This is a genomic window from Streptosporangium sp. NPDC000396 (genome assembly GCF_042898655.1).
In the GTDB taxonomy this organism is placed as follows: domain Bacteria; phylum Actinomycetota; class Actinomycetes; order Streptosporangiales; family Streptosporangiaceae; genus Streptosporangium.
In genome coordinates this window covers 168,491-193,963 of sequence record NZ_JBIAZA010000017.1, presented here as the reverse complement: position 1 = coordinate 193,963, position 25,473 = coordinate 168,491, and the positions used below count along the sequence as shown (strand labels likewise).

The following is a 25,473-nucleotide window of genomic DNA, read 5'->3' as shown; positions in this document are numbered from 1 at the left end:
TCCTTTCGGGAGAGGCACCGTAACCCGAGGGTCCGCAGGACGGACCTTTGCGCTGAGATGCTGCTAACTGGATGGTGTGACAAGAGACTGGATGGCGACCGCCGCCGCGCCACGCGCCCACTCCTCGAACGGCAGCGGGCGGATGACCAGACCGCACCGCCCCGCGCTGCCGTAGGTCTGGACGGCGAACGCCTCACGGATCGACTCCTCGAACAAGTCGTAGGCGTCGAGGCCTTCGCCGGAGACCACGAGCCGTTCGGGGCCGAGGAGGTTCGCCACCACGGCCAGGCCGAGTCCGACGGCCCGGCCGACGGTGGCGAAGACCTTGCGGAGCACCTGGTCGCCGGAGCGGGCCAGGCCGACCGCCTGCTCGATGGTAAGGCCCTCCACACCGGTGGCGCGGCGGGCCTCGGTGAGCAGGGCCTGGGTGGAGGCCAGCGCCTCCAGGCAACCCGTCGCGCCGCAGTGGCAGCGCGGCCCCTCGATGCCGATCGGCACATGGCCGATCTCTCCCGACACGCCGAACGCGCCGGAGACGAGACCGCCGTTGACGACGAACGCACTGCCTATGCCGGTGCCCACGGTGACCAGGGCGAAGGAGGACGCGCCGACGCCTTCGCCGAACCACTGCTCGGCCACCGCGAGGGCCTTGACGTCGTTCTCCAGGGTCGTGGTGAGCCCGGTGGCCTCGTCCAGCAGGGCGGCGAGAGGGACGTCCCGCCAGCCGAGGAAAGGCGAGTAGCGGACGGTGCCGGTGTCGCGGTCGGCGTCGCCGGAGATGGCGACGCCGAGCCGGTGCGCCCGTTCCCGGAAGTCGGGGTGCTCGTCCAGCAGATCCGTGACGAGCGCGGCGATGGCCGCGACCACGTCGGCGGGTTCCAGAGGGGCCGCGGGGGCGTCGGTCCGCACATCGAAGCCGGGCACAGCGTGGTGACGGGCGGCGACGATCCGGGAGCCGAGGTCGGTGACCACACCGATGAGATCATCACCTGTGATCTTGATGCCGACGAAGTACTCACGCTCCGGCACGACCGCCAGGGGGCTGGCGGGCCTGCCCGCGCCGGGCGCGGTCCGCTCGGCGGAGGCCAGTTCCCGCAGGTAGCCCGCCTCGATGAAGGGGCGGGCAGCCTTGGTCACGGCCGCCGACGACAGGCCGGTGAGCCGGCAGACGTCGACCCGGCTCACCGGGCCCCGGGTGAGGACCATGGTGAAGACCGCGGCGGCGGCGGGGCTGGTGATGGGCACCCCTGAGTTCTGGCTCCCTGACATACCGTTACCGTAGGGTTAATTAATTAACTTCGTCAAGAATTTAATTTCGACGGCTCAGGCTCTACGCTTCCGTACCGTCACTGCCTCCCGCCAGGAGCCTCACCATGATCGAGTTCGACCCCCAGCACCGGATCTGGCTGCTCAGCACGCCCGCGACCGCGTACGCGCTGCGGCTGGACGAAGACGGCACGCCCCGGCACGTGCACTGGGGGCGGCCCCTGACCCTTGCGCAGGCGGCGGCCGTACCGCGGTTCCGGAATCCCGCGGACAGCAGCTTCGAGCACCCGCGGGCGGACGAGACGGAGCTTCCGGTCACCGGGTTCGGGCCGTCCGCCCTGCAGGTCCGCTTCCCCGGCGGCGCACGGGAGATCGAGTGGCGCTCCGACGGACACGTGGTGGACGGCGGGCATCTGACGATCCTGCTGCACGACCGGCACTACCCGCTCGCGGCCGAGCTGCACTACAGGGTGCACGAGGACAGTGACGTGCTGGAGCGGTGGACCGTGCTCCGGCACACCGGGACGGGCGCCCCCCTGGAGCTGTCGCGCGCCGACTCGGCCTCCTGGAGCGTTCCCCGCCTGCGGGACTACCGGCTGAGCCAGGTCACCGGGGCGTGGAGCAGCGAGTTCCGGCTGCGCCGCGAGCCCGTCCCCGGCGGGGAGATCGTGCTGACGAGCAGGCGCGGCATCTCAGGACATCACGTCAACCCGTGGGTCATGATCGACGACGGTGGTGCGGGCGAGGAGCACGGCGAGGTGTGGAGCACCGCGCTGGCCTGGAGCGGCAGCTGGCGGGTCACGCTGCACCGCTCACCCGCCGAGCGGCTGTGCTGGACCGGCGGGTTCGGCCACGAGGGCGTCGCCTGGCGGCTGGAGCCGGGCGAGTCGCTGGAGACGCCGGTGTTCGCGGGCCTGTACTGCGCCGGAGGGTTCGGCGGGACGAGCCGGGCCTGGCACGCCCACATCGCACGGCATGTGCTGCCCGCCGGGTCCGAGCTGCGGCCGGTGGTCTACAACTCGTGGGAGGCGACCGGCTGGGCGGTGACCGAGCAGGGGCAGAAGCGGCTCGCGGCGCTGGCGGCCGAGGCCGGCGCGGAGCTGTTCGTCATGGACGACGGCTGGTTCGGCGCACGCGACAGCGACGGCGCCGGGCTCGGCGACTGGGTGCCCAACCCCGGCAAGTTCCCCGCGGGGCTGAACCCGCTGATCGCCGAGGTGCACCGGCTCGGCATGCGGTTCGGGATCTGGGTGGAGCCGGAGATGGTCAACCCCGACAGCGACCTCTACCGCGCCCATCCCGACTGGGTGCTGCATCAGCCGGACCGGCGCCGCACGCTGCTCCGCAACCAGCTGGTGCTCGACTTCGGACGGCCCGAGGTGACCGCGTGGGCGCACGACTGGCTGGACCGGCTGGTGAGCGAGCACGAGATCGACTTCCTCAAATGGGACATGAACCGGGCCTTCACCGAGGCGGGGCGCCCCGGATCCGGCGATCCTGACCGGGTGTGGACCGATCACGTGCGCGGCGTCTACGAGGTCATGGACCGGCTGCGCGCCGATCACCCCCGGCTGCGGATCGAGGCGTGCGCGGGCGGCGGCGGCCGGGTCGACCTGGGCGTGCTGCGCCGTACCGACGAAGCGTGGACCTCCGACAACACCGACGCCGTCGACCGGATCGCGATCCAGCACGGGTACGGGCAGATCTATCCCGCGCGGACGATGGCGGCCTGGGTCACCGACAGCCCGAACTTCCTGACCGGCCGGGACCTGCCGTTGCGGTTCCGGTTCCATGTGGCCATGGCCGGAGTGCTGGGCCTCGGCGGCGACCTGCTGAGCTGGAGCGCCGACGAACGCAAGGAGGCCGCGGAGCTCGTCGCGCTCTACAAGGAGATCCGCCCGGTCGTGCAGCACGGCGTGCAGTACCGGCTGGGTGAGCCGCCGCTGTCCGGTGTGCAGTACGTCGCGGACGACCGGGTCGTCGTGCTCGCCTGGCGGCTTCCGGCCCCCTTCGGCGTCTCGCCCCTCCCCCTGCGGCTGCGCGCTCTGGAGCCGGACGCCCGCTACCGCGACGACGACACCGGGACCGTCCACCACGGGGCCGTCCTCCTGGCCCACGGTCTCCCTCTCGAACTGCCGGGCACCGGGTACGCCAGCGCGCTGGTCCGCCTGACCCGCCTTCCCTGAAACAGGATCTCGGCGCGCCAAACGTGATCAAGCTCAGAGCTGAACGATGCCGTGTCGTCTTGCCGGATTCGCCGGTAAATGACACGTTCGAAGAAAGCTCTGCCGTCGAGCCCAAGGGGTGCCTCCGGCCATGGACGATCGGATCAGCGACCACACCGGCCAGGCCGGTCCCACCGGACCGGCCGACCTGCCCGAACTGCCCTTCGAGCGGAGCAGCCCGCTCAACGTGCCGGAGAAGTATCGCACGCTGCGGGCCACCGAGCCGGTGACCCGGGTCCGCACCCAGGCGGGCGACCTCGCCTGGCTGGTCTCCGGCTACGAGGAGGCCAGGCAGGCCTTCGCCGACCAGCGTCTCGGCCGCTCGTCCCCCGACCCGGACCAGGCCGCCCGGATCTCCGGCTCCGTGCTGCTCGGCGGCCCGCGTGGCGAGATCGAGACCGAGAAGGCCGAGCACGAGCGGATGCGCCGCATGCTCGCCCCGGCCTTCTCCGCGCGTCGGATGAGCGCCCTGGGGCCGCACGTCCAGCAGCTCGTCGACGGCCTGCTCGACCACATGGCCGAGCTGCCGCCCCCGGTGGACCTGCACGAGATGCTCTCCCTGCCGCTGCCCGTGCTGGTGATCTGCGAGCTGCTCGGCGTGCCGTACGGTGACCAGGAACACTTCAGGAAGCTGGCGGACGCCATGACGGACCTGAGCGATCCGGAACGGGCCGAGGCGGCGATGACCGAGCTGGGCGACTACACCCGGGAGATCATCGTCAGCAAGCGGGCGAACCCGGCCGAGGACGTGTTCTCCGACATGGCCACCATGGACGCCTCCGACGAGGAGATCGCCACGCTCGCCGCCGGGCTGCTGTTCGCCGGCCACGAGACGACGGTCAACCGGATCGACTACGGCGTGCTGTTGCTGCTGTCCGACCGGGCACAGCGCGACGCCCTGATCGCCGACCCGTCGCTGGCGGCCTCGGCTGTGGAGGAGATCCTGCGGATGGCGGCGCCGGGCAACCACGGCATCCCCCGGTACGCCCACGAGGACGTGACCATCGGCGGCGTGACGATCCGACGCGGCGAGGCGGTGCTCATCGCCCCGACGTCGGCCAACCGCGACGAGCGGGTCTTCTCCGAACCCGACCGGTTCGACATCGGCCGCACCCCCGACGACCCGCATCTCGCGTTCGGTTACGCGGGCCGTTACTGCATCGGGGCGAGTCTGGCCCGCGTGGAGCTGCGGTCGGTGTTCGGCACCCTGTTCAGCCGATTCCCCACGCTGGCCCTCGCCGTGCCCGTCGAAGAGCTGACGGAACGCAGGGCCTCCCTCACCGGAGGTTTCACCCACCTGCCGGTCACCTGGTAGCGGGCGGGGGCCCTCGGCATCCGCGGGGCCGGCGCCGCCGGCCTCTCCGGTGACGGGACCGTCAGCCTCACGGGTGACGGCGCCGTTCAGCCTCTCGTGTAACGCGGGATGAAGTGCTCCCCCGCCCCTTCGAGCTCGCCCGCCGGGATGTCCGCGAGAACCCGGACGACCTTCCCCTTCGTGTTCACGACGACGACCCGGCGAGGGTCCCTCGTCCGGTCGATCAGGATGAGGTGGGCGTCGTTGTACCAGCCGACGAGCCTGTTCAGCGCGGGTGCCGGGAGCGTCGCCTGCCGCCGGCCGGTCGCGGTGTCCCACAGGCACACGGACGCGACCCGGTCGGGGCAGGTCGTGGCGAACTGCTTCCCGGCCGGCGAGAACGTGTTCTCACCGTTGCTGGGCTCACCCACCGCCGGGATGGTGCGGACCGTCTTCCCGCTGAGATCGAAGAAACGCAGGCCGGCACCCGAGCCGCCCGGAAAGCGCACGGCGACGGTGGACTCGCCCGGGGCCCACATGAAGGGAAACGCTCCGATCCCTCCGGTGTCGACCGAAACGATCGTCGCCTTGGCCGTCGCCACGTCGACGATGACGAACCCGACGGCCTGCCTCGTGCCGGAGGACTCGTCGTAGGTCGTCAGCAGCACCCGCCTGCTGTCCGCGGACCAGAACGGGTAGTAGTTCGTCAGCGGCTTGCTCACGGTGCGCACCATGAACTCCTGGCCGGTGGCCCGTTTGATCAGCCGTACGGAGTCGTAGGGACCGGGCGTGTTCGCCTTGACCCAGGGCAGAATCCCCGTCCAGGCTCCGTCGGGTGAGACGAACGGCTCCTGGAAAGGGCCGACCGACTGGAAGTCCCCGCTCTTCGCGTCGCGCGCGTAGGAGCTCGAAACATCCGTCCTCAGGTGCATGAAAGACGTCACGCGCACCGGGTCGCCGGGGCTCTCGTGCAGCCTCGCCTTCACCTCGGGGAGCCGGATCTCTTTCGCCGGGGCGGCGGGCGCGTCCGTGACCTCCCGGACCGCGACCGGAGTGGGGGTCCCGGAAGCCTCCGGCCTGCGGGAGGTCGAGCCGCCGCCGACCATGGCGTACACCGCCCCGCCGGACAGCAGTGCCACCGCCGCGGCCACCCCCGCGAGACGCGCTCTCCTGCGACGCCGCCGGGCGTGCGGGTCAGCGGGCACGGTGGCGCCCTCGACGACCCCGGCCGCCCCGGCCGTTCCGGAGACTCCGGAGGCGACAGCCGTCCCCGCGGTGAGCAGATCGCCGTCCAGCCGCCGCTCGCGCGCGCCGAGCAGGCGCAAAAGCGCCTCTTTCGCGGAGGGACGCCGCCCGGGGTCCTTGGACAGGCACTCCTCCACGAGATCACGCAGGTCGCCGTCGAGGTCACCGAGGTCGGGGTCCCTGTGCAGGATCCGGTTGACGATCGCCGGAAGCGAGTCGGTGCCGAACGGCGGCTTTCCGGTCGCCGCGAAGACCATGGTCGAGCCCCAGGCGAACAGGTCCGCCGGCGGTCCCACCAGGGCGGATTCGAGCTGCTCCGGCGCCATGTACGGCGGTGTGCCCACCACGCCGGAACCGGTGACCGAGGTGTCCATCGCCCGGGCGATACCGAAGTCGATCACCCGGGGCCCGTCCCGGCCGAGCAGGACGTTGCTCGGTTTGAAGTCCCGGTGCACCACACCCGCGCGGTGAATGGCGCTCAGCGCGGTCATCGTGCCCACGGCGAGCCGCCGAAGCCGGGCCTCACGCAGCGGGCCCTCGATGTCGACGACCTGCTGGAGCGTGGGTCCTTCGATGTACTCGCTGACGATGTACGGCTGGGCGCCCAGCGTGCCCGTCTCGATGACCTGGGCGGTGCAGAAGGGGGCCACCCGGCGCAGGATCTCGATCTCCCGCAGGAGAGATCCCGGCGCCGTGCCCGCCTGCTCCTCCCCTCCGCCCGGACCCTGGCGCAGCAGCTTGACGGCGACCCGGCCGCCGGTGGATGAGGCGCCCAGGAAAACCGAGCCCTGACCGCCCTCACCGATTCGCCCGAGGAGTTCGTAGGCGCCCACGTGCGAGGGGTCGTCGGCGCGCAGAGGAAGGAGGTTCGTCATGGGCGGCTTACTTCGGGGCGAATCTGAACTGGACGAGCTTGGTGTTCTTCTTCGGGATCTCCGCCAGGTCGCGGACCACCTTGCCGTGAAGATCCATGACGACGTACTTGAGCGGGTCTTTCCGCGGATCGACGACGATCAGGTGGTGTTCGTCCCACCAGCCCGCTATCGCGGTGTCGCCGTTCCAGATCGGGACCGTGACCGCCCTGTCGCCGGTCTTGGCGTCCCACACGCACGCGGCGTTCTGCTTGCCCGTGCTCTCGGGGCAGTAGGTGTAGAAACGGGTGCCCGAGGGGGAGAAGATCCCGGGGCCGGGGATCAGTCCCACCCAGGGCATCGTTCGCACGATCCTCCCGTTCTGGTCCCGGAACCGGAGGCCGAACCTCGGCTTCTTGTGCTCGTAGGCCCCGACGACGAGGGTCCCGTCGGGGCTCCAGTCGAAGTTGCCGTAGCCGTCCCGCTGGTCGTCGGTCATGACGATGGTCGCCTTCCGGGTGCCGACGTCCACGACGACGAACCCCGCGGGATATTGCACCTTCTGTTTGACGTCGAAGTTGTAGAAGGTGAGGAGCAGGCGCCGGCTGTCCGGGCTCCACGTTCCCGAGAGTCCTCTCAGCGGCTGTTTGAGCGTGTCCACCGAGAACTTCTCGCCGGTGGCCCGGTTGATGAAGGTGACGTAGTCATAGCTCGACGCGGCGAACTTGAACCAGGTGTTCACCGCGATCCACTTGCCGTCCGGGGAGATCGTGGGATCGCCGTAGTCGGCGTTCTGCGCGACCGTGCGGAACGTGTCACCTCCCGGGTCGCGCGCGTATGTGCGGTATACCGGGGCCTTCTTGTTGTGGTCGGTGATGAAGTAGGACACCAGCCGTACCGGATCCGCCGGGTTCTCGTGCAGCGTGAGCTGCGTCTCGGGGACCTTCACCGTCTTCGTGGCCGCCGGGGGAGGCGACGGCGACGCCTGGATGACGACGGAGGACGGGGAGGGAACCGGCGTGGGGGGCGGCGCGGTCACGGGGGCGGGAACCGTGCGGGAGGTCAGCGCGTAGACGGTGCCGCCGGAGACGAGTGCGATGGCCACGGCGGCGGCGCCGAGGAGCAGGGAGCGGCGGCGCCGATCCGGCTGGGCCGGGGGCGGCAGCTGTACGCGCGTGGCCGGATCGGGCGGCGGGGCGGAACTGAGGTCCGGCCCGGCGGAGGCGGGCGCGGGAAGGACCGGCCCGGCTGTCGCGAAGATCTGGGAGTGACCGACCAGCCTGAGCAGGGCGTCGCTCGCGGTCGGCCGGTGGAGGGGGTCCTTGGCCAGGCAGTCGGCCACCAGACCGCGGAGATCGTCGTCGAGAAAGGTGAGGTCCGGTTCGCTCCGGAGGATCCGGTTGATCGTCGCCGACATGGAGCCGCCCTCGAAGGGCGGCCGCCCGGATGCCGCGAAGAGCATCGTGGAACCCCACGCGAACAGGTCGGCGGCCGGTCCCACGGCCTCGCCTTCCAGCTGTTCCGGTGTCAGGTAGGCGGGTGTGCCGACCGACCGCGTGGTGCTGGCGGCACCGGATTCGAGCGCCTCGGCGATGCCGAAGTCGATCACTCTCGGCCCGTCCGGACCGAGCAGCACGCTGCCCGGGTTGAAGTCGCGATGGACGACCCCGGCCTGGTGGATGGCGACCAGGGCCGTCATGGTACCGATCGCGAGCCGGTGCAGCGCCGTGCCACGCAGCGGGCCGTCGTCCTCGACGGCCTCGCGTAGAGTCGGGCCGTCGATGTATTCGCTGACGACGTACGGCCGGTCGCCTGACAGGCCGGTCTCGATGACCTGTGCCGTGCAGAAGGCGGATACTTGCCGCAGCTCCTCGACCTTGTGCAGGAACCGCTCGGTTCCGGTCAGACCGGCATGGACGAGCTTGACGGCGACGCGCTCCTCTCCCGGTCCCGTTGCCAGGTAGACGGTGATCTTCCCACCTTCGCCGAGTTTCCCGACAATCCGATATTCGCCTAAATAAGGCGGATCATCATGGCTTAGGGGGATGACCTCCGGCATACCGGGCTTCTCCTTAAAGAGCTCGTCCGTAGATCATCAATCTATCCGCATGGAGCGCCGAGACGGCAAGTCCATCGCATCCCGCGGGCGGGAATGCCTCCTCTCCTCGTTCCGTCACTCACCCGGTACCACCGGGGCTGGGAGCGGGGCTTCCGCTCTCCTCGTGACCCGGGGTCATGCTCTCGGTGGGACTGGGGCTGGGACTGGGGCTCATGACGCCGCCGCGTGCCTTCCTGAGCATGCTCAGATGCTCCCGCACCACGGGCCTGGCGTCCTCGGCGAGCTTCTTCACCTCAGGAGAGGAACCCATGTTCGCCTCCTGCTCCAGGCGGACCAGGGCCAGGCGGTGGCCGGCGATCATCGCGTCCAGCCATGCGTTGTCGAAAACCTGCCCGGTCAGCCTCGACAGCTCCGCGAGATCCTCACGCTGTCTGGCGTTCGGATTATTGGGCAACGGCACCTTGGCCTTCTCGGCCACCTGCTGCACGCTCTCGTCCAGCTTCGTATGGTCATCGACCAGTGTCTTCCCGACGTCGCTTATGCTTCGATCCGTCGATCGCTGCTCGGCGAGCTTCCCCGCCTGGATCTCGGTCAGGTTGATCCGATGTATCTGGACCAGGAATATCTTGTCCTGCTCGTTGAGCTCCGGCTGAGCTGCGACAGCTCCGGCTGCGGCGCCGCCCAGCACGACCATCGCGACGGTCAGTAAGACGATGATTCTTCGAATCATGGATCCTCCGTCGTCCAGTGCAGTGAATTTACGACCTTCTCCCCATATGCACTGATATTTACGGATATAGCAGCACTGCGGTTTAAATGCTGTTAAAAACCCCGTCGAGAAGCGCTGACCGGCGGACGACACCGGCCGTTCCCGAGCTCGTACGGCCCCGCCGCCGACATCGCGGGGCCGTACGAGGTCCGGGGCGCCCGTTCCGCGGCGTCAGTTGTCGCTGACGAACCGCTGGGCGAGCTGCCGGCCGAGGGTCACGGCCTGGGAGTGGTTCTCTATGGCCGCGACCTTGGTGCCCGAGCCGGTGAAGACGATGTAGGTGACGCCCGTGTCGGTGCCGCCGTTGCTGGGGTCGGGGTTGATGCCCAGGTCGGCCGCCGCCCGGTAGGACGCCTCGCCGATGATCCCGCTGGGTCCGGTGTCACCCACCACGGCATATTCGACCTGACCGTTGTAGACCACCGCCACGACCGTCCCGCAGCCGATCCCCTTGGTGGTGTAGTTCCAGATGCGGCTCGTGCTCGGCACCACCACGTATGGCAGCTGCGCGGCGTTGAGCGGGGCGTCGCCGCTCGTGTGGCAGAAGGTCTCGGGCAGGAAGCAGCAGTCGGTGTCCTCGTTGCACTGGCTGGTGCGGACGCCGTCACAGTCGATGTCCATGTCGGCCTTCCAGAACACCGCCCCTGTCTTGTCGCACACGGCGACCGTCGCGGTGCTGACGTCGGAGTCGGTCTTGTACTTGCCGTTGGAGATCTGGCTGCACGCGGTGACCTTGGCCAGCAGCTGATCGGCGGTGACTCCGTCTCCTCCATCGGTCGTGGTGCCGGTCACGGTGACGCTGCGCCCGGACTCGTTTCCCGCGGCGTCGACCGCTGTGATCGCGTAGGAGTGCGTCGAGGAGGCGGCCAGGCCGATGATGGTGGCACTGGCCGTGACCGAGCCGGCCCTGAGAGTGGACCCCTCGTAGACGCGGTAGCCGGCGACGGCGACGTTGTCGGTGGAATCGTCCCAGGCGAGCGAGATGCTGCTGGCCGAGGTTCCCGTCACCCGGGGGTTGGCCGGGATGGTCGGCGCCTGGTTGTCGCTTCCGCTGGAGCCGCTGACGGCGAGCCGGTCGACGTTGGGTCCTCCGGCGGAGCCTGTGCCCGTCGCCCGGATCGTGTTGACACCGGCGTTGAGGGTGGCGACGACGACGGTGTCAGCCCAGGTGTCCCAGTTGACCGTGGGAGGAAACGCCTTGCCGGTCGCCACCACCGTTCCGTTGACGGAGACGTCCATCGGGCGGGCCGCCGTGGTGCCGTTGGCGTACCGGAACGTGAGGGTGTGGGCTCCCGCCGAGGCGACGTTCACCGTCCATTCGATGGAGCCGCCGGGCGCGTTGACGTAGTCGACGAAGCCGGTGCCGGTGAAACCGGTGTGGTTGGTGGCGACCGAGGCCTGTGAGAGGGCCGCCGCCTCGGCCTGGTACTCCGCGGCGGGGGCGCCGTCGGCGGTGACCTCCAGATAGTCGAGGTTGGGATTGCCGCCGGAGGTCGTGGCGGAGACCCGGATCACGTTGCTCCCCGCGCTCAGCGAGGCGGTGAGGGTTGAGACGGCCCAGGTGTCCCAGTTGCCGGTGCCGCTGAAAGCCCGGCCGGCGGAGACGACCGTGCCGTTGACCGAGATGTCGGCCGGCCGGTTGGCGGTGGTGCCGTTCGCGTAGCGGAAGGTCAGGGTCGCGCTGCCGGCCGCGGGGGCGCTCACCGCCCATTCGGTGTAACTGCCGGCGACGTTGTCGCCGTTGACGAAGCCGGATCCGGAGAATCCGGCGTGGTTGGACTCCACGGCCCCCTGGAAGATGGTGGCGGCCTCCGCCTCGTAGCGGATCGTGGTAGCACTCGCCGACGCGGACGCGAACACGGACGGGACGAGCGCCAGGAGGATGGAGGGAACGAGGACGGAGGAGATGAGGGCAGCCCGGAGCAGGCGCCGAAGCGCCGGTCTGGCAGGACGCACGACTCGCCTTTCTGCTGAGCCGTACGCTCCGTTGCCCCCCAGCCGGGCGAAGCGGCCAAGCATCTCGTTGGTGAACGAGGATGGATAGCTCGAGCAGATAGTTAGGAAAGGTTCCTAATGATCAGAGATCTGACCACTCCGATGTCGTGGAGTCAAGAGACGGCAGGATAACTAAATACGGATATGTCTGGACATATTTCGCTGACCTGCTAAGGAAGATCCGCGACGGAAAAGCCTTCCGTCGCGGAGGCCGGCGTCGCCGGTCAGCGCACCAGCCGGTCGAGGCGGATCGGCAGGTCCCGGACCCGGATGCCGGTGGCGTGGTGCACCGCGTTGGCGATCGCGGCGGCGGTGCCCACGATGCCGATCTCTCCTATGCCCTTGGACCCCATCGGGTTGAGGTGCGGGTCGTCCTCGTCGATCCAGAACGCCTCGATGTCCCGCACGTCCGCGCAGGCCGCGACGTGATATTGGGCGAAGTCGTGGTTGAGGTAGTCGCCGAACTCACGGTCCATGACGCTCTCCTCCAGCAGGGCCATCGACAGGCCCATGGTCATGCCGCCGATGAACTGCGAGCGCGCGGTCTTCGGATTGATGATCCGGCCCGCGGCGAACACGCCGAGCAGCCGCAGCACCCGCGTCTCCCCGGTGTCCGCGTCCACGCCCACCTCGGCGAACTGGGCGCCGAAGGCGTGCCGCGCGAACCGTTGCTCCCCGATCTCCCCGGTGGTGTCGGCGCTCGCCTCCAGGCCGCCCACGGGCACCTCGCCACCTCGCCGGTCGAGCTCGCCCGTCAGGGCCTCGCAGGCCCGGATCACGGCCGTGCCCCACGAGGCGGTGCCCATCGACCCGCCCGCCACCGGGGCGCTGGGCAGCGAGCTGTCGCCGATCTCCATCCGGACCCGCTCCGGTGAGGTGCGCAACGCGTCGGCGGCCATCTGGGTGAGCACTGTCCGGGCGCCGGTGCCGATGTCCACGGCGGCGATCCGTACGGTGAACCCGCCATCCGGCTCCTGACGGACGACCGCCTGGGACGGGCTCTGGTAGACCGGATAGGTGGACGACGCCACCCCGGTCCCGATCAGCCACCTGCCCCGGCGCCGGATGCCCGGCGCCGGGTCGCGACCGGCCCAGCCGAAGCGCCGCGCTCCCTCGCGCAGGCAGGCCACCAGGTTCCGGGAGCTGAACGGCAGGCCGCTCTCCGGATCGATGTCCGGATCGTTGCGGATCCGCAGTTCCACCGGGTCGATCCGGCATGCGACAGCCAGCTCGTCCATCGCCGACTCCAGCGCGAACATGCCCGGTGTCTCGCCCGGGGCGCGCATCCACGACGGGGTCGGGACATCGAGCCGGACCAGGCGGTGGGTGGTGCGCCGGTTGGGCGCGGCGTACATCATCCGGGTGGCCGTGGCGGTCTGCTCGGCGAACTCCCGGATCCTGGAGCTCTGTTCGAAGGCATCGTGCATGATCACGGTCAGCCGCCCGTCGGTGTCCGCGCCGAGTCGTACTCGCTGGATCGTCGGGGTGCGATAGCCGGTCACCGCGAACATCTGCTGCCGGGTCACCGCGAGCTTGACCGGACGGCCGACGTGCTTGGCGGCGAGCGCCGCGAGCACTGCGGACGGCCAGGGCATGCCCTTGGACCCGAAACCGCCGCCCACGTGCGGGGAGATCACCCGGACGTTCTCGCGCGGCATGCCGAACAGCGGCGCGATCGTGTCGCGGACCTGCGACGCGCCCTGGGTGGAGTCGTAGAGTGTCAGGCCGTCGCCGCTCCACACGGCGACCGTGGCGTGCGGCTCCATCGGGACGTTGTGCTCCGCCGGCGTGGTGTAGGTCGCCTTCACCACGACCGGGGCGGTGGCGAACGCGGCGTCCGGATCGCCCTGCTCGGTGTCGGTCGGATAGTTCGGGTTGACGTGGTCCGGCCGGTACATCTCCGGGTGGTCGGCGCGCAGCCCGACGTCGTGCGGCTCGGCGTCGTAATCCACCCGGAGCACCCGGGCCGCCTCCCTGGCGTCCTGGAGTGTCTCGGCCACCACGGCCGCGACGTACTGGCCGCGGTAGGCCACCCTCGGTGACTGCAGCACGGCCAGCTCGGCGTTTTCCGGCGGGGCCAGCACGGGCGCGTTGCCGTGCCAGATGGCGGCGATCACTCCGGGGAGCCTGAGCACGGCGTCGACGTCGACCGCGCGGATCTCGCCGCGGGCGATGGTGGCCTGCACCGGTACGGCGTAGGCCAGGTCGTCCGGGAAGTGCTCGAACGCGTATCGAGCCCGGCCCGTCACCTTCTCCATGCCCTCGACCCGATCCAACGCCGAGCCGGTGTACGGCGAAGCCGTGGTGGTCATGGCGTCTCCGCGAGGTCGACGAGGGTGCGGACCAGGACGTTGTGGACAAGGTGCACCTTGAACGCGTTCTGCCGCAGCGGGCGCGACTGGGCCAGCTCCGCGTCGGCCGCCCGCGCGAACTCCGCCGCGGTGGCCGCCGAACCGCGCAGCGCCGACTCGGCGCGCTCGGCCCGCCAGGGGATGTGCGCCACGCCGCCCAGCGCGATCCGGCAGTCCCGCACCACACCGCCTTCCACGTCGAGCGCCGCCGCCACCGACACCACCGCGAACGCGAACGACGCCCGATCCCGCACCTTGCGGTAGCGCGACCGGGTCGCGAACGGCAGCGCGGGCACCTCGACCGCGGTGATCAGGTCGCCCGGTTCCAGCACGGTGTCGCGCTCCGGCTCGTCGCCCGGCAGCCGGTGCAGTCCCGGCATCGGCACGGTGCGAGGCCCGCGTGCCCCCTCCACGTGGACGACCGCCCCGAGCGCGGCCAGCGCGACGGCCATGTCCGACGGGTGGGTGGCCACGCAGCTGCCGGAGTGCCCGAGGATCGCCAGGTTCCGGTGGTCACCCTCGCGGGCCGGGCAACCGGAGCCCGGTTGCCTTTTGTTGCACGGCTTGGTCACGTCCTGGAAGTAGGAGCAGCGGGTGCGCTGCAGCAGGTTGCCGCCGACCGTGGCCATGTTGCGGATCTGGCCCGAGGCTCCCGCCAGCACCGACTGGGCGAGCATCGGGTGGATCCGCCGTACCAGCGGGTCCGCGGCCAGGTCGCTGTTGCGCACGCCCGCGCCGATCATCAGGCCGCCGTCCTCGCTCTCCTCGATCGCGCCGCAGGAGATCCTGGTGACGTCCACCAGCGTCTCGGGCGAGACGACGCCGAGACGCATCAGGTCCACCAGATTCGTGCCGCCGCCGAGGTACATGGCGTCCGGCCGCCCGTCCAGGGCCGCCACCGCCGACCGCGCGTCGGTGGCTCGCCGGTAGTCGAAGGGCCTCATCGGGCCACCTGCCCTATGGCCGCGACGATGTTGACGTAGGCGCCGCAGCGGCACAGGTTGCCGCTCATCCGCTCGCGGATCTCGTCGTCGTCGAGCCAGGGCCCGGCGTTCAGATCCTCGGTGACCGCGCTGGGCCATCCCGCCGCGGCCTCGGCCAGCATGCCGACCGCCGAACAGAGCTGCCCGGGTGTGCAGTACCCGCATTGGAAGGCGTCGTGCTCGATGAACGCCGCCTGCAGGGGATGCGGTGTGTCGCCGTCGGCCAGCCCCTCGACCGTGGTGATCTCCCGATCGTCCAGGGTCACCGTCAGCGCCAGGCACGACTTCACCCGCCGGCCGTCCACCAGCACCGTGCACGCCCCGCACTGGCCGTGGTCGCAGCCTTTCTTCGCCCCGGTCAGGCCGAGCCGCTCGCGCAGCGTGTCCAGCAGTGTCTCGCGGGTGTCCACGGTGATCGGATGGCTGTCCCGGTTGACCGACAGGCGGATGTCCACCATGACCGGGACAACGGCCGGAGCGTCCGGTCCTGGGATGTTCGCTTCACCTTTCACGGGCGCTCCCCTACCCACCCGTTCGCCCGGCTTACCTCCGCGTTTGACGACAAGCGCTTGACCGTTCCCCGACCCGTTCCGGGGCCGGCCTCACGGCTTGGGGGGATGTTCACCTGCCGCGGAAGGCCGGACGTTCACGCACGGGCAGGCCCGGAGGGCAGCCTCCTCGCCCTTTGACCGAAACCATCAACAAGGTTCACTAAGTCCCGTTAGGGTTATTCCACATCCATTAAGGTCGCCCTCGATCACCATCCCCCGCCGTGGAGCTTCTCCCCCACGGCCGCCACACCGGAGCCACATCGGCCCTCGCCCCGCTCGCCTGCCTCCCCGTGCCGGCGGGGACGGCGTGGCGGTCTCCCGGCGCCGGAGCCCGAGCCGGCACGGGCGGGCGGCGAGCCCGCGAAGGGGCCTCCCCCCGCGGCCCCACCCAAGCCCGCGAGACCGGCTACGGCGATCGCCCTGCCGCCCGCATCGGACCACGCGCCCGGTTCCAGGCCTGGCGACACTCAGATAATGCGCATATAACCGCTAATTCCTAAGCCATTCAGATAAAAAACTAAGCGCTTACTTATTTCGGCTTGACATGGCGTTCCCGAGGGAAGAGTTACGCAGGTGAAGACTCCGTCAGATGATGGGCGGCTGGCCGATCAGCTGTCGATCGGCGTTCTCACATCCATCTTCCCGATGTCGCTGATCGATGAGGTCGTGCGGATCAGCGGGTGCGCGGACAGGCGGCGACGGGCACTGCCGGCTCGCCTGACGATCTACTACGTCCTGGCCCTCTGCCTGTTCTTCGACAAGAACTACGACCAGGTCATGCGCCTGCTGCTGAACGGATTGTCATGGCGCTCGCGCTGGGTCCACACGTGGGAGCCGCCCAGCGTCTCGGCGATCAGCCGGGCCCGCGCGCGGCTCGGCGCCGAGCCGTTGCGGGTCCTCTTCTGCCAGGTGGCCGGCCCCGTGGCGGAGCCTGCGGCCCCCAGATCGTGGCTGGGCGGCCTCCGGCTGGTCACGATGGACGGCACGGCGCTGGCCGTCCCGGAGACCCGTGACAACTCGGCGTTCGGCTACCCGGACGAAGCCGCCCGGTTTCCGTGCGTCCGGGTGGTGGCCGTCGCCGAGAACGGCACCCACGCGTTGATCGACGCGACGTTCGCCGGCTCGGCCGTGGAGCATCACACGCTGGCGCGGAGGCTCCTGCGCTGCCTGGAGTCGAACATGCTGCTGCTCGCCAGCTTCGGCTCCAAAGGGTTCGAGCTGTGGCACCAGGCGGTCGAGACCGGCACACACCTGCTGTGGGGAATCACCGGAGCCGACGAACTTCCCATAGGGCGCAGCTTCGGGGACGGCTCCTACCTGTCCAGGCCGGCCGGCCTGGGGGGCGCGACCCTTCGCGTCATCCCCCTTCCGGGCGCGGAGTGGCTGATCACAACGCTGATCGATCCGGGGCAGGCGTCCGCGTCCGAACTGGCGGCGCGATACGCGGAGCGATGGGCCATGGACAGCGCGCTGGCCTGGCTGCGATCCGACCGGCATGGTCCCGTGGCGGCGCTGCGATCCCGGAGCCCGGAGATGGTGGCGCAGGAGGTCTGGGCCCTGCTCTGCACCTACCAGGCCATCCGCGCGCTGACGTGCCAGGCCACGGGCCGCGTGGAGGTCTCGTGCGCCTGCGCCTGGCGCGGCCGTCACAGCCCCTGCGCCAGGTCCGCGCCCCGGCGCTGAAACCGGATGCGCCGTCCGCCCCGAGACGGCGCGCTCCCCCACCGGTCCGGAGCGGACGCCACCGGTTCGGAGCGGACGCCACCGGTCCGGAGCGGACGCCACCGGTTCGGAGCGGACGCCGTTGGCAGCCCGTACGGCCCGCAGACGCCGAGACCCGCCTCCCCGGGTGTGCGCCGGAGAGGCGGGCCTGCTCCCTGATGAGCGCGGGAGCCTTTTCAGGAGGTTCCTTCGGGATGTGATCCTCAGGAGGTGACGTGGAGCTTCTGGTTGTAGACGCCCGAGTTCGCGGTGGTCTCGCCCAGAATCTGGAAGGTGGCGCTGAAGGTGGCCGAGCCGGGGCAAAGGAAGCTGCCGCCGGTCTTGACGAGGCTGTAGTTGGTGGCCCTCGCCTGGGCCTGGGCTATCGAGGGAAGCGGGCGGTTGGGGTTGTCGGAGTTGAAGCCGTCCATGACGATGCTGTCTCCGGCCCCGGAACCCCGGTAGGTGCAGGTGATGGTGCCGAACCAGCCGGTGGTCACCGCCGAGACCCTGACGTTGCTGATGGTCAGGGTGCCGTCGCGCCCGCCGCTCACCGGGCCGTAGGTGACGTTGCCGCCGTTCCACGGCAGCGAGACCGCGCTCACCGTGGAGCTGCCGCCGGCGCTGTTCGGGCAGGCCGGGCCGGGAACGTTGCTGAAGCTGAAGACCGAGACGTTCAGGCCGGTGCCGTTCGACTGAACGGTGCCGTCGATGTTGCCGGTGTTGCAGGTGCCGGTGCCGAGTGACGTCGAGACCTGCACGGGGGCGATCAATGTCGCGCGGACTTTACCCGAGTAAGCGGCACCGGCCGCGTTGTCCCGGTGAATCGTGGTGGTGGCCGCCCACGCAGGCGCCGAAACGAGAGTAAATGCGACGGTGCTGACGACTGCGGCGGCGGCGGCGAGGTTTCGGATAAGTTTCATCGGCCACTCCCATGTAATTTGCCGGACATCGCGAGAGTAGATATCCGCATATTTCCAGTCAACGCCTGAGCGCCAAACATTTTTGCCGGACGGCATTTTTTCATCGCAAGCACATGAAAGCCCTGTTGAGATAAGCGCTTCATCGACGGCGGCGCCGACCTGTTGATTCCACACAATTCAGCGCCACCGGGACACAGCGCACGGAGCATCCCCAGAAGTCCGTTACTCCAGCTCAGAACATGACAACGTCGAACGCGAGAGGGATGCGGGTCAAATCCAAAATCGCGATCACAGGATCCCGCCGAACCATCCGAGGTGAAATTGACACCGACCCCGGCAAGTGCACCAGTTCGTCGACCACGGCCGGGGCAACCGGCCCACAGAATGCCGATCCCGCCATAAAAGTCTTCCAGCTCGCCGACGAAGAATGCGAACAACAAAGATCCGCTCCGGCTACATCCGAGCGCCGCCCGCCGCAAAAGAATTCCTCGGCGTAAAATGAAATCGACCAAGCGCTTGAGTCAACAGCGCTCCCTGGCGGGAAGCCGTCACCACACGGGTCCGGCGGGGGCGCCCCGGCCGGGGGCCGGGGTCACCGGCCGGGCGGGCGTCGGCAGCCCCCTTCCGAGACCGCCGCCTCCCCCTCGGGCCGGCCGGAAAGCCCTATGGGGCCGAAAATCCGAAACCCCGGCCCGGCGCGCGGCCGTACCAGCCGATCGGGACAGCACATCGTTCACCACCGGCGGAGACACGGCGGTCACCATGGAGCGCCGGGGTCATGCCGCCCATGGCCCCGGCGCGAGCTCTCGCCGCAGCCCTCGACGCGCCCACCGGCCGGTCCGCGGCGTGGGCGAAGATCCGCGAAACAGATCTAGGGCCGATTCTCGCCGTGTTCGAAGGGCTCGGAGGGACCGGCTTCCTCGAAGAGGTCGGCCTCGTCGAGCGGATCGTCCTCCGGCTCAGCCTCGTCGAAGAGATCGACGTCATCGAAGAGGTCGACGTCGTCGAAGGACTCACGGTTCTCCACCAGGTCGGCCAGCTCGATCAGCTGCCGCACGGCGGGGCTGTCCAGGAACGCGGCGAAGACGCCGGCCACTCCCTCACCCAGAGGACGGAACACCTCCACCACGGCTTGCGTCTGCGTGCCGAGACGGGCGCCGACCTCCTGCAGGAAATCCTCCACGATCTGCGGCAGAGGCGGTATCGGCAGCGAGAACTGCGGCTTCGGCGGAATCTTCTCGGGTGGTGCCCAGCGCATGGAGTCTTCGCTCATGGCGAGCCACTCGTCAACGACTCCGTCGATGGAGTCCAACACGTGATCGGGATCGCTTGGCATAGCGGCCCCCTCGTGGCTGAGGTTCTATAAGACGACGGTACCGCGCCCAGGCCGGAGAGGGGATCCCGCGCCCGCGGCGCGAGATCGTTTTACGGGCGCGGCCACCCGGGAACCCTCGGGCACCCACCCCCACCACCCGGGCAGCCCGGAATAAGCGCAGGTGAAACGGGGTAAGAGCCCTCCCGCCAGGGTCGGTAGCGGGTCAGGAGTCCGCTGCAGTCGTGCGAAAGGGATGCGCCATGGCCAGACTGCGGGCGGGATCGGGCATATTTCGCCGTAAACCCATCGAGCACATCGAAGAACCGGAAGGCGCCGTGAGCGAGCAGCTCACCCGTGCGCTGGGACTGGGGCAGCTCACCGCCATCGGGGTGGGCGGCATCATCGGCGCGGGCATCTTCGCTCTCGCCGGCGCCGTGGCCAACGGCGTGGCAGGGCCTGCCGTCGTGCTGTCGTTCCTGATCGCCGGAGTCGCGAGCGCCGCGGCGGCGTTCTCCTACGCGGAGTTCGCGGGGCTCATCCCGAAGGCCGGGTCGGCGTACACCTACGGATACGCGGTCCTCGGCGAGCTGGCGGGCTGGTTCATCGGCTGGGACCTGCTGCTGGAGTACACCGCGATCGTCGCGGTCGTCGCCATCGGCATCTCCGGCTACTTCTCGTTCCTGCTGACCAATCTGGGCATCCAGCTGCCCGCCTGGATGCTGGGGGCGCCGGGGACGGGCGAGGGGCACCGGGTGGACCTGTTCGCCGCCTTGTTGTGCCTGCTGATCGCCTATCTGCTGACTCTCGGCATCAAGAACGCGGCCCGGTTCGAGGTGACCGTCGTCACGATAAAGGTCGTCGTGGTGCTCGTGGTCATCGTCGTCGGCGCCTTCTTCATCAATCCCGGCAACTACGTCCCCTTCTTCCCCTACGGCCTCGGCGGCGCGTTCACGGGCGCGGCCACGGTCTTCTTCGCCGTCTTCGGCTACGACGCCATGAGCACCGCGGCGGAGGAGTCCAAGGACGCCAAGCGCCACATGCCGAAGGCGATCGTTTACTCGCTCGCCATCTCGATGGTGCTCTACGTCCTGGCCTGCCTGGTGCTGACGGGCATGCAGAAGTACTCGGAGATCGACAAGGAGAGCGGTTTCTCCACGGCGTTCAAGTCGGTTGGGCTGAGCGGCCTGGCGAACGTGATCGCGATCGGGGCGATCGTCGGCATCCTCACCGTCATGTTCACGTTCATGCTCGGCGTGACCCGCGTGTGGTTCTCGATGAGCCGCGACGGGCTGCTGCCGCACTGGTTCGCCAAGACGCACCCGGTACGGCACGTGCCGATACGCGTGACGTGGATCGCCGGTGTCGTCTCCGCGTTCCTCGCCGGGTTCCTTCCCATCGTCCAGGCGGCGGAGCTGACCAACATCGGCATCCTGCTCGCCTTCGTGGTCGTGTGCGCGGCGGTGATCGTTCTGCACTACCGGCAGCCCGACCTGCCGCGGACCTTCCACTGCCCCGGCAAGCCGGTCGTTCCCGCGATCGGCATCGTCTTCTCGCTCTGGCTGATCAGCTTCCTGCAGTGGCAGACCTGGGTGCGCTTCGCGGTGTGGTTCGTGATCGGCCTGATCGTGTACTTCGGATACTCCTACCGGCACTCCGCGCTGGCCGGGACGGAGGCCGGAGCGCACAGAAGGACGTCGGCGGACGAGGGCTGACGGTCAGCCGGCAGTCGGCCTGGGAGAAGACCAGCCGGGGCGGCGCTGAAGCTCAGGCCCGCCACCAGCGCCGCGGGCCCGGCCAGGCGGGTTTGACAGTGAGCCCGGCCGGGCGTGGGGCTTCCCGACCCGGCCGGGCCACTACGGTCCCGTCAGGTTCCGGCGTTCGAGTTGCCGGCCAGCTTCACACTCGCGACGTCGTGCCCCAGGATCGCGGTTTCCACCGCGGCCACCGACGAACCCGAGCTCACACCCGGCAGCGTCGCGGTGTCCACGGCGTACAGCGTGAACTCATACCTGTGCGTGGATCCGCCAGGACACGGCCCGAAGTACTGCAGGGCCTTGTTTCCGCTGCCCATCGCCTTCTGCTTGGCACCGGCCACCTCCGGCACGGTGAAGCCGAGGCCGAGCCCTTCGGGCAGTGACAGCCTGTCGGCGGGAATGTCCCAGATCACCCAGTGCTTGCCGCCGTTGGCGGTGTCGATGAACGTGATCGCGTAGCTCTGCGCGGCCGCCGGCGCCCCGGACCAGGCCAGCGGCGGCGAGATGTCGTTGCCGGACACGCCGTCCTGCGCGCAGGTGTGCCTGGCGGGGATGGTGCCGTTGCCGGCGAACGCGCCGCTGGTCAGTGAGAAGGGCTGACCGGCGAACCTCAGCCGGACGATGTCGTTGTCGATCGTCGACGGCGTTCCTCCGTTCTTGTCGTTGTTGGTCGAGGTCAGCCAGAGCCCGCCGTCGGGGGTCTTGACGACCGTGCGCAGCCTGCCCCAGCGGCCGTTGAAGAACGCCCTGGGCGTGTCGGTCGTGTTGCCGGTGATCTTCATGACCCACAGGCGCGCGCCGCGGACCGCGGCCATGTAGATCCAGTCGTTGACGATCTCGATGCCGCTCGGCGAGGCGGAGGACACGCTCCACTGCTGCACCGGGTTGACGTAGGCGCTGTTGCTGCACCGGCCCTCGCAGTTCGGCCAGCCGTAGTTCCTGCCGGCCTGGATGAGGTTCAGCTCGTCCCAGGTGCCGTCGCCGAACTCCGACGACCACAGACGGCCCTGGGAGTCCCAGGCGATGCCCTGCGGGTTGCGGTGGCCGAGACTGTAGACGCGCGGCGCGTTCGGGAACGGGTTGCCCGGCGCCCCGGCGCCGGTCGGGGTGACCCGGAGGATCTTGCCGTTGAGCGAGCCGAGGTTCTGCGCCCGGGTGCCTTCCAGCGCGTCACCGGTGGTGATGTAGAGCATCCCGTCGGGGCCGAACTTGATCCGGCCGCCGTTGTGGAACTTGGCCTTGGAGATACCGGTCACGATCGGCTCCCGGGGGCCGATCTGCCCGTTTTCGAACTTGAAGCGCACCACCCGGTTGTCGGAGGAGGACGTGTGGTAGGCGTAGACGTAGTGGTCGGCGGCGAAGTTCGGTGAGAGGGCCAGGCCCAGAAGGCCGCCCTCACCGACGGTGGTGACCGCCTCGGTGATCTTGCCGACCACGGTCTTCTGCCCGTTCAGCGTGACCCGGACGATCTCGAACCGGTCGCGTTCGGCGACCAGGGCGCTGTTGTCCGGAAGGAATGCCACGCCCCAGGGCAGGTCGAGTTTGGCGACGTCCTTGTCGTAGACCGGGTCGCCGCCGCCCGCCTGCCCGGTCGTCCTGACCGGCAGGGGCGCGCTCCTGGCCGAGGTGTTGCCGTTGGCGTCGAACGCCTCGACGGTGAACGAGTAGGCCGTGTTCGGCGTCAGCCCGTCCGCGGTGGCGGTCAGGTCCGGGACGGTCGCGAACTTCGTGCCGTCGCGATAGACGTTGTAGCCGGTCACCCCGATGTTGTCGGTGGAGGCGTTCCACGCCAGCGTCACGCTGGTCGCCGCCACGCTCACGGCCCGCAGGCCGGCCGGGACGGTCGGCGGCTGCGTGTCGTCGCTGGGCGGCGTGGTGATGTCCACGTTGTTGCTCCCCGGCGAGGCGTTTCCCGCCCCGTCGCGGGCGAGCACGCTCAGCACGTACCTGGTGTTGGGGGTGAGGTTGGTGACCTCGGCGGTGGTGACGTTGCCGCCGACCGTCTTGATCACGTTGCCGCCGTTGTAGATCTCGTACAGCGCGACGCCCACGTTGTCGGTGGACGCCTCCCACGCCAGCTCGACCGAGGTCGGTTTGACCTCGCCGACGACGCGCAGGTTCGCCGGCGTGGTGGGGGGCACGGAGTCGGCCGGCGCCGAGGCGCTCAACCGGTCGAGGTTGGGGCCGCCGTTCGCGGTGGTCGCGCCGGCCCGGACCCTGTTGGCTCCGGCGACGAGGCCCGCGGTGACGGACTTCTCCACCCAGGTGGTCCACGCGCCGGTGCCGGGGAAGGACAGCCCGGCGGAGACCGGCGTGCCGTTGACGGAGATGTCCATCGGCCGGTCGGTCGTGGTGCCGTTGGCGAAACGGAACGTCAGGCTGTAGTTGCCGGCGGTCGCGGCGTTGACGGTGAACTCGACGTAGGAGCCGGCGACGTTGTCGTAGTTGACGAATCCGGTGCCGGTGTACCCGGCGTGGTTGGACTCGACGGCCCCCTGGGAGATGGTGGCGTTCTCCGCCTGGTAGTCGCTGCTCGGCGCGGCCACCTCCACGTCGACGAAGTCGAGGTTGGGAGCGCCCCCCGCGGTCGTGGCCGTGATCCGGACGGTGTTGGATCCGGCGTTCAGCGGGGCGGTCAGGGTGGAGGTCGCCCAGGTACTCCAGGAGCCGGTGCCGTTGAAGGCCCTCCCGGCCGAGACGACGGTGCCGTTGACGGCGACGTCGGCGGGGCGGTTGATGGTCGTGCCGTTGGCGTAGCGGATGGCGACGGCGGCCGTTCCGGCGGTCGCGGCGTTGACGGTGAACTCGACGTAGGAGCCGGCGGCGTTGTCCGTGTTGACGAACCCGGTTCCGGAGAATCCCGGGTGGTTGGACTCCACCGCGCCCTGGGAGATGGTGGCGTTTTCCGCCTCGTACCGGGTGGGCGCGGCGGCGGCGGGGAGGGCCGCCAGCACGCTGAGCAGCAACCCGGCAACGAGCACGCCGGCCAGCGAGCGCGCTCGGGTAGGAGATCTCATCGATCCTCCTGCTGTCTTGGGGGGAGAGACGGGCAAGAGAGCTAGTTAGGAAGGGTTCCTAACTATGAAATTGATAGGATCATTAGATACAGTTCTTTGTCAATAGAGCCGACAGGCGATGCGGGCGCCCCAAAATCCCTCGACAGCGAGGGGATTTTCATCAGGATGAATCGCGCCCGCGCCCCTCAGCCCACGATGCCGCGTTCCAAAGATCCTACCTTTACGGCTGAGCGAGCGGACGGAGCACGGGATCGGCGTGAAGGAGCCTCACGCCTTGCCGCGGGTGGGCACCACGGCGACGGGACAGCGGGCGTGATGCAGCACCCCGTGGCTCACCGAGCCCAGAACCGCCGCGCTCAACGCTCCCAGTCCCCGGGAACCGACCACCACCAGATCCGCCGACTCCGAGGCGTCACGCAACGCGACGACCGGGTGCTCGCAGATCGCCGTCTTCTCGACCTCCACCTGCGGATACTTCTCCTGCCAGGAAGCGAGCGCCTCCTCGACCACTCTCTTGCCGGTAACGGAGATCTCCTCCACCAGCGGCGTGTAGACCGGCGCGTAGGGCCCCAGTACCGGCATCTCCCAGGCGTAAACCGCGTGCAACCGCGCCTCCCGGCGCGCCGCCTCCTCGAAGGCGTACCGCAGCACCACCGCCGAATGCGCCGACCCTTCGACCCCGACCACGACCTCCCCGTGCTCCTGCTCCAGCGCGCCCTTGACGACCACGACGGGCACCGGCACGTGACCGGCCAGCCTCAGCGGGACCGACCCCAGCAGCAACCCGGTGAACCCTCCCCGGCCGCGCCCGCCGACCACGAGCTGCTCGGCGTCCTCGGCTTCCCGCCGCAGGACCTCCACCACCCGGCCGGTCTCCAGGGAGATCTCGACCTCCAGTCCGGGGGCGCGATCGCGCACCAGATCAGCCGCCGCGTCCAGCACCCCCTGGCAGTATTCCGACACCGAGTCGCGAAACCCCGGCGGCGTCTGCAGCGGGATGTCGTAACCCAGGTCCTCGCACACGTGCACGATCCGAAGAGCACAACCACGCCGCATGGCGTCATCGGCCGCCCATTCGACGGCCGCCCGCGAGGAAGGTGAGTCGTCGGCACCCACCACCGCATGCGTCGCCATGTCATTCCCCTCCCGCTCTCACATTCGATCTGTTCCCCTC

General features: G+C 69.5%; 17 protein-coding genes. 4 read left to right on the top strand and 13 right to left on the bottom strand.

Annotated features, from left to right (window positions below):
• Nucleotides 1-63: 63 nt before the first annotated feature.
• Complete coding sequence (locus ACFY2X_RS27085; protein WP_389942874.1) at nt 64-1,269, bottom strand: ROK family protein; 1,206 nt, start codon at nt 1,267-1,269, stop codon at nt 64-66.
• Between the two features lie 104 nt (nt 1,270-1,373).
• On the opposite strand from ACFY2X_RS27085, the gene ACFY2X_RS27080 reads away from it, so the two are divergent.
• Complete coding sequence (locus ACFY2X_RS27080; protein ID WP_389942871.1) at nt 1,374-3,452, top strand: alpha-galactosidase; 2,079 nt, start codon at nt 1,374-1,376, stop codon at nt 3,450-3,452.
• 130 nt (nt 3,453-3,582) lie between these two features.
• Nucleotides 3,583-4,806 (top strand): cytochrome P450, encoded by a 1,224-nt coding sequence (locus tag ACFY2X_RS27075; RefSeq protein WP_389942868.1) that lies wholly within the window; start codon nt 3,583-3,585, stop codon nt 4,804-4,806.
• Between the two features lie 86 nt (nt 4,807-4,892).
• On the opposite strand, the gene ACFY2X_RS27070 is transcribed toward ACFY2X_RS27075, so the two are convergent.
• The 7 genes from ACFY2X_RS27070 to ACFY2X_RS27040 form a co-directional block, all read right to left on the bottom strand.
• Entirely contained in the window at nt 4,893-6,905 is a 2,013-nt protein-coding gene (locus tag ACFY2X_RS27070) for a protein kinase (RefSeq protein ID WP_389942865.1), read from the bottom strand.
• Between the two features lie 7 nt (nt 6,906-6,912).
• Nucleotides 6,913-8,940 (bottom strand): protein kinase, encoded by a 2,028-nt coding sequence (locus ACFY2X_RS27065; protein ID WP_389942862.1) that lies wholly within the window; start codon nt 8,938-8,940, stop codon nt 6,913-6,915.
• 118 nt (nt 8,941-9,058) lie between these two features.
• On the bottom strand, nt 9,059-9,670 hold the full coding sequence (locus ACFY2X_RS27060; RefSeq protein ID WP_389942859.1) for a DUF4142 domain-containing protein: 612 nt from the start codon (nt 9,668-9,670) through the stop codon (nt 9,059-9,061).
• A gap of 210 nt (nt 9,671-9,880) precedes the next feature.
• A complete protein-coding gene (locus ACFY2X_RS27055; protein WP_389942856.1) occupies nt 9,881-11,665 on the bottom strand; it encodes a CBM35 domain-containing protein in 1,785 nt (594 codons plus the stop codon).
• A gap of 263 nt (nt 11,666-11,928) precedes the next feature.
• Nucleotides 11,929-14,016 carry a xanthine dehydrogenase family protein molybdopterin-binding subunit gene (locus ACFY2X_RS27050; RefSeq protein ID WP_389942853.1) on the bottom strand — a complete coding sequence of 696 codons (2,088 nt, stop codon included), beginning with the start codon at nt 14,014-14,016 and terminating at the stop codon, nt 11,929-11,931.
• Nucleotides 14,013-14,999, bottom strand: coding sequence for an FAD binding domain-containing protein (locus ACFY2X_RS27045; protein ID WP_389942850.1), 987 nt, complete (start codon nt 14,997-14,999; stop codon nt 14,013-14,015). The genes ACFY2X_RS27050 and ACFY2X_RS27045 overlap by 4 nt, the downstream gene beginning before the upstream one ends.
• Nucleotides 14,996-15,496, bottom strand: a complete 501-nt coding sequence (locus ACFY2X_RS27040) for a (2Fe-2S)-binding protein (RefSeq protein WP_389942965.1) — start codon at nt 15,494-15,496, stop codon at nt 14,996-14,998. Before ACFY2X_RS27040 ends, ACFY2X_RS27045 begins: the two co-directional genes overlap by 4 nt.
• Nucleotides 15,497-16,162: 666 nt before the next feature.
• Here ACFY2X_RS27040 and ACFY2X_RS27035 point away from each other — a divergent pair.
• Complete coding sequence (locus ACFY2X_RS27035) at nt 16,163-17,272, top strand: transposase domain-containing protein (RefSeq protein ID WP_389942847.1); 1,110 nt, start codon at nt 16,163-16,165, stop codon at nt 17,270-17,272.
• Nucleotides 17,273-17,514: 242 nt separating this feature from the next.
• On the opposite strand, the gene ACFY2X_RS27030 is transcribed toward ACFY2X_RS27035, so the two are convergent.
• From ACFY2X_RS27030 to ACFY2X_RS27020, 3 genes are all read right to left on the bottom strand, one after another.
• Nucleotides 17,515-18,213: a hypothetical protein gene (locus ACFY2X_RS27030; RefSeq protein WP_389942844.1), complete on the bottom strand. Its 699-nt coding sequence runs from the start codon at nt 18,211-18,213 to the stop codon at nt 17,515-17,517.
• Entirely contained in the window at nt 18,210-18,725 is a 516-nt protein-coding gene (locus ACFY2X_RS27025; RefSeq protein ID WP_389942841.1) for a hypothetical protein, read from the bottom strand. The genes ACFY2X_RS27030 and ACFY2X_RS27025 overlap by 4 nt, the downstream gene beginning before the upstream one ends.
• A gap of 359 nt (nt 18,726-19,084) precedes the next feature.
• Nucleotides 19,085-19,549 carry a hypothetical protein gene (locus ACFY2X_RS27020; RefSeq protein WP_389942838.1) on the bottom strand — a complete coding sequence of 155 codons (465 nt, stop codon included), beginning with the start codon at nt 19,547-19,549 and terminating at the stop codon, nt 19,085-19,087.
• 239 nt (nt 19,550-19,788) lie between these two features.
• Here ACFY2X_RS27020 and ACFY2X_RS27015 point away from each other — a divergent pair, with 239 nt between their 5' ends.
• Nucleotides 19,789-21,240, top strand: a complete 1,452-nt coding sequence (locus ACFY2X_RS27015; protein WP_389942835.1) for an amino acid permease — start codon at nt 19,789-19,791, stop codon at nt 21,238-21,240.
• A gap of 152 nt (nt 21,241-21,392) precedes the next feature.
• On the opposite strand, the gene ACFY2X_RS27010 is transcribed toward ACFY2X_RS27015, so the two are convergent.
• Together ACFY2X_RS27010 and ACFY2X_RS27005 are read right to left on the bottom strand one after the other, a co-directional pair.
• Nucleotides 21,393-24,299, bottom strand: coding sequence for a YbhB/YbcL family Raf kinase inhibitor-like protein (locus ACFY2X_RS27010; protein ID WP_389942832.1), 2,907 nt, complete (start codon nt 24,297-24,299; stop codon nt 21,393-21,395).
• Nucleotides 24,300-24,566: 267 nt separating this feature from the next.
• Nucleotides 24,567-25,433 carry a universal stress protein gene (locus ACFY2X_RS27005; protein WP_389942829.1) on the bottom strand — a complete coding sequence of 289 codons (867 nt, stop codon included), beginning with the start codon at nt 25,431-25,433 and terminating at the stop codon, nt 24,567-24,569.
• Nucleotides 25,434-25,473: the final 40 nt, after the last annotated feature.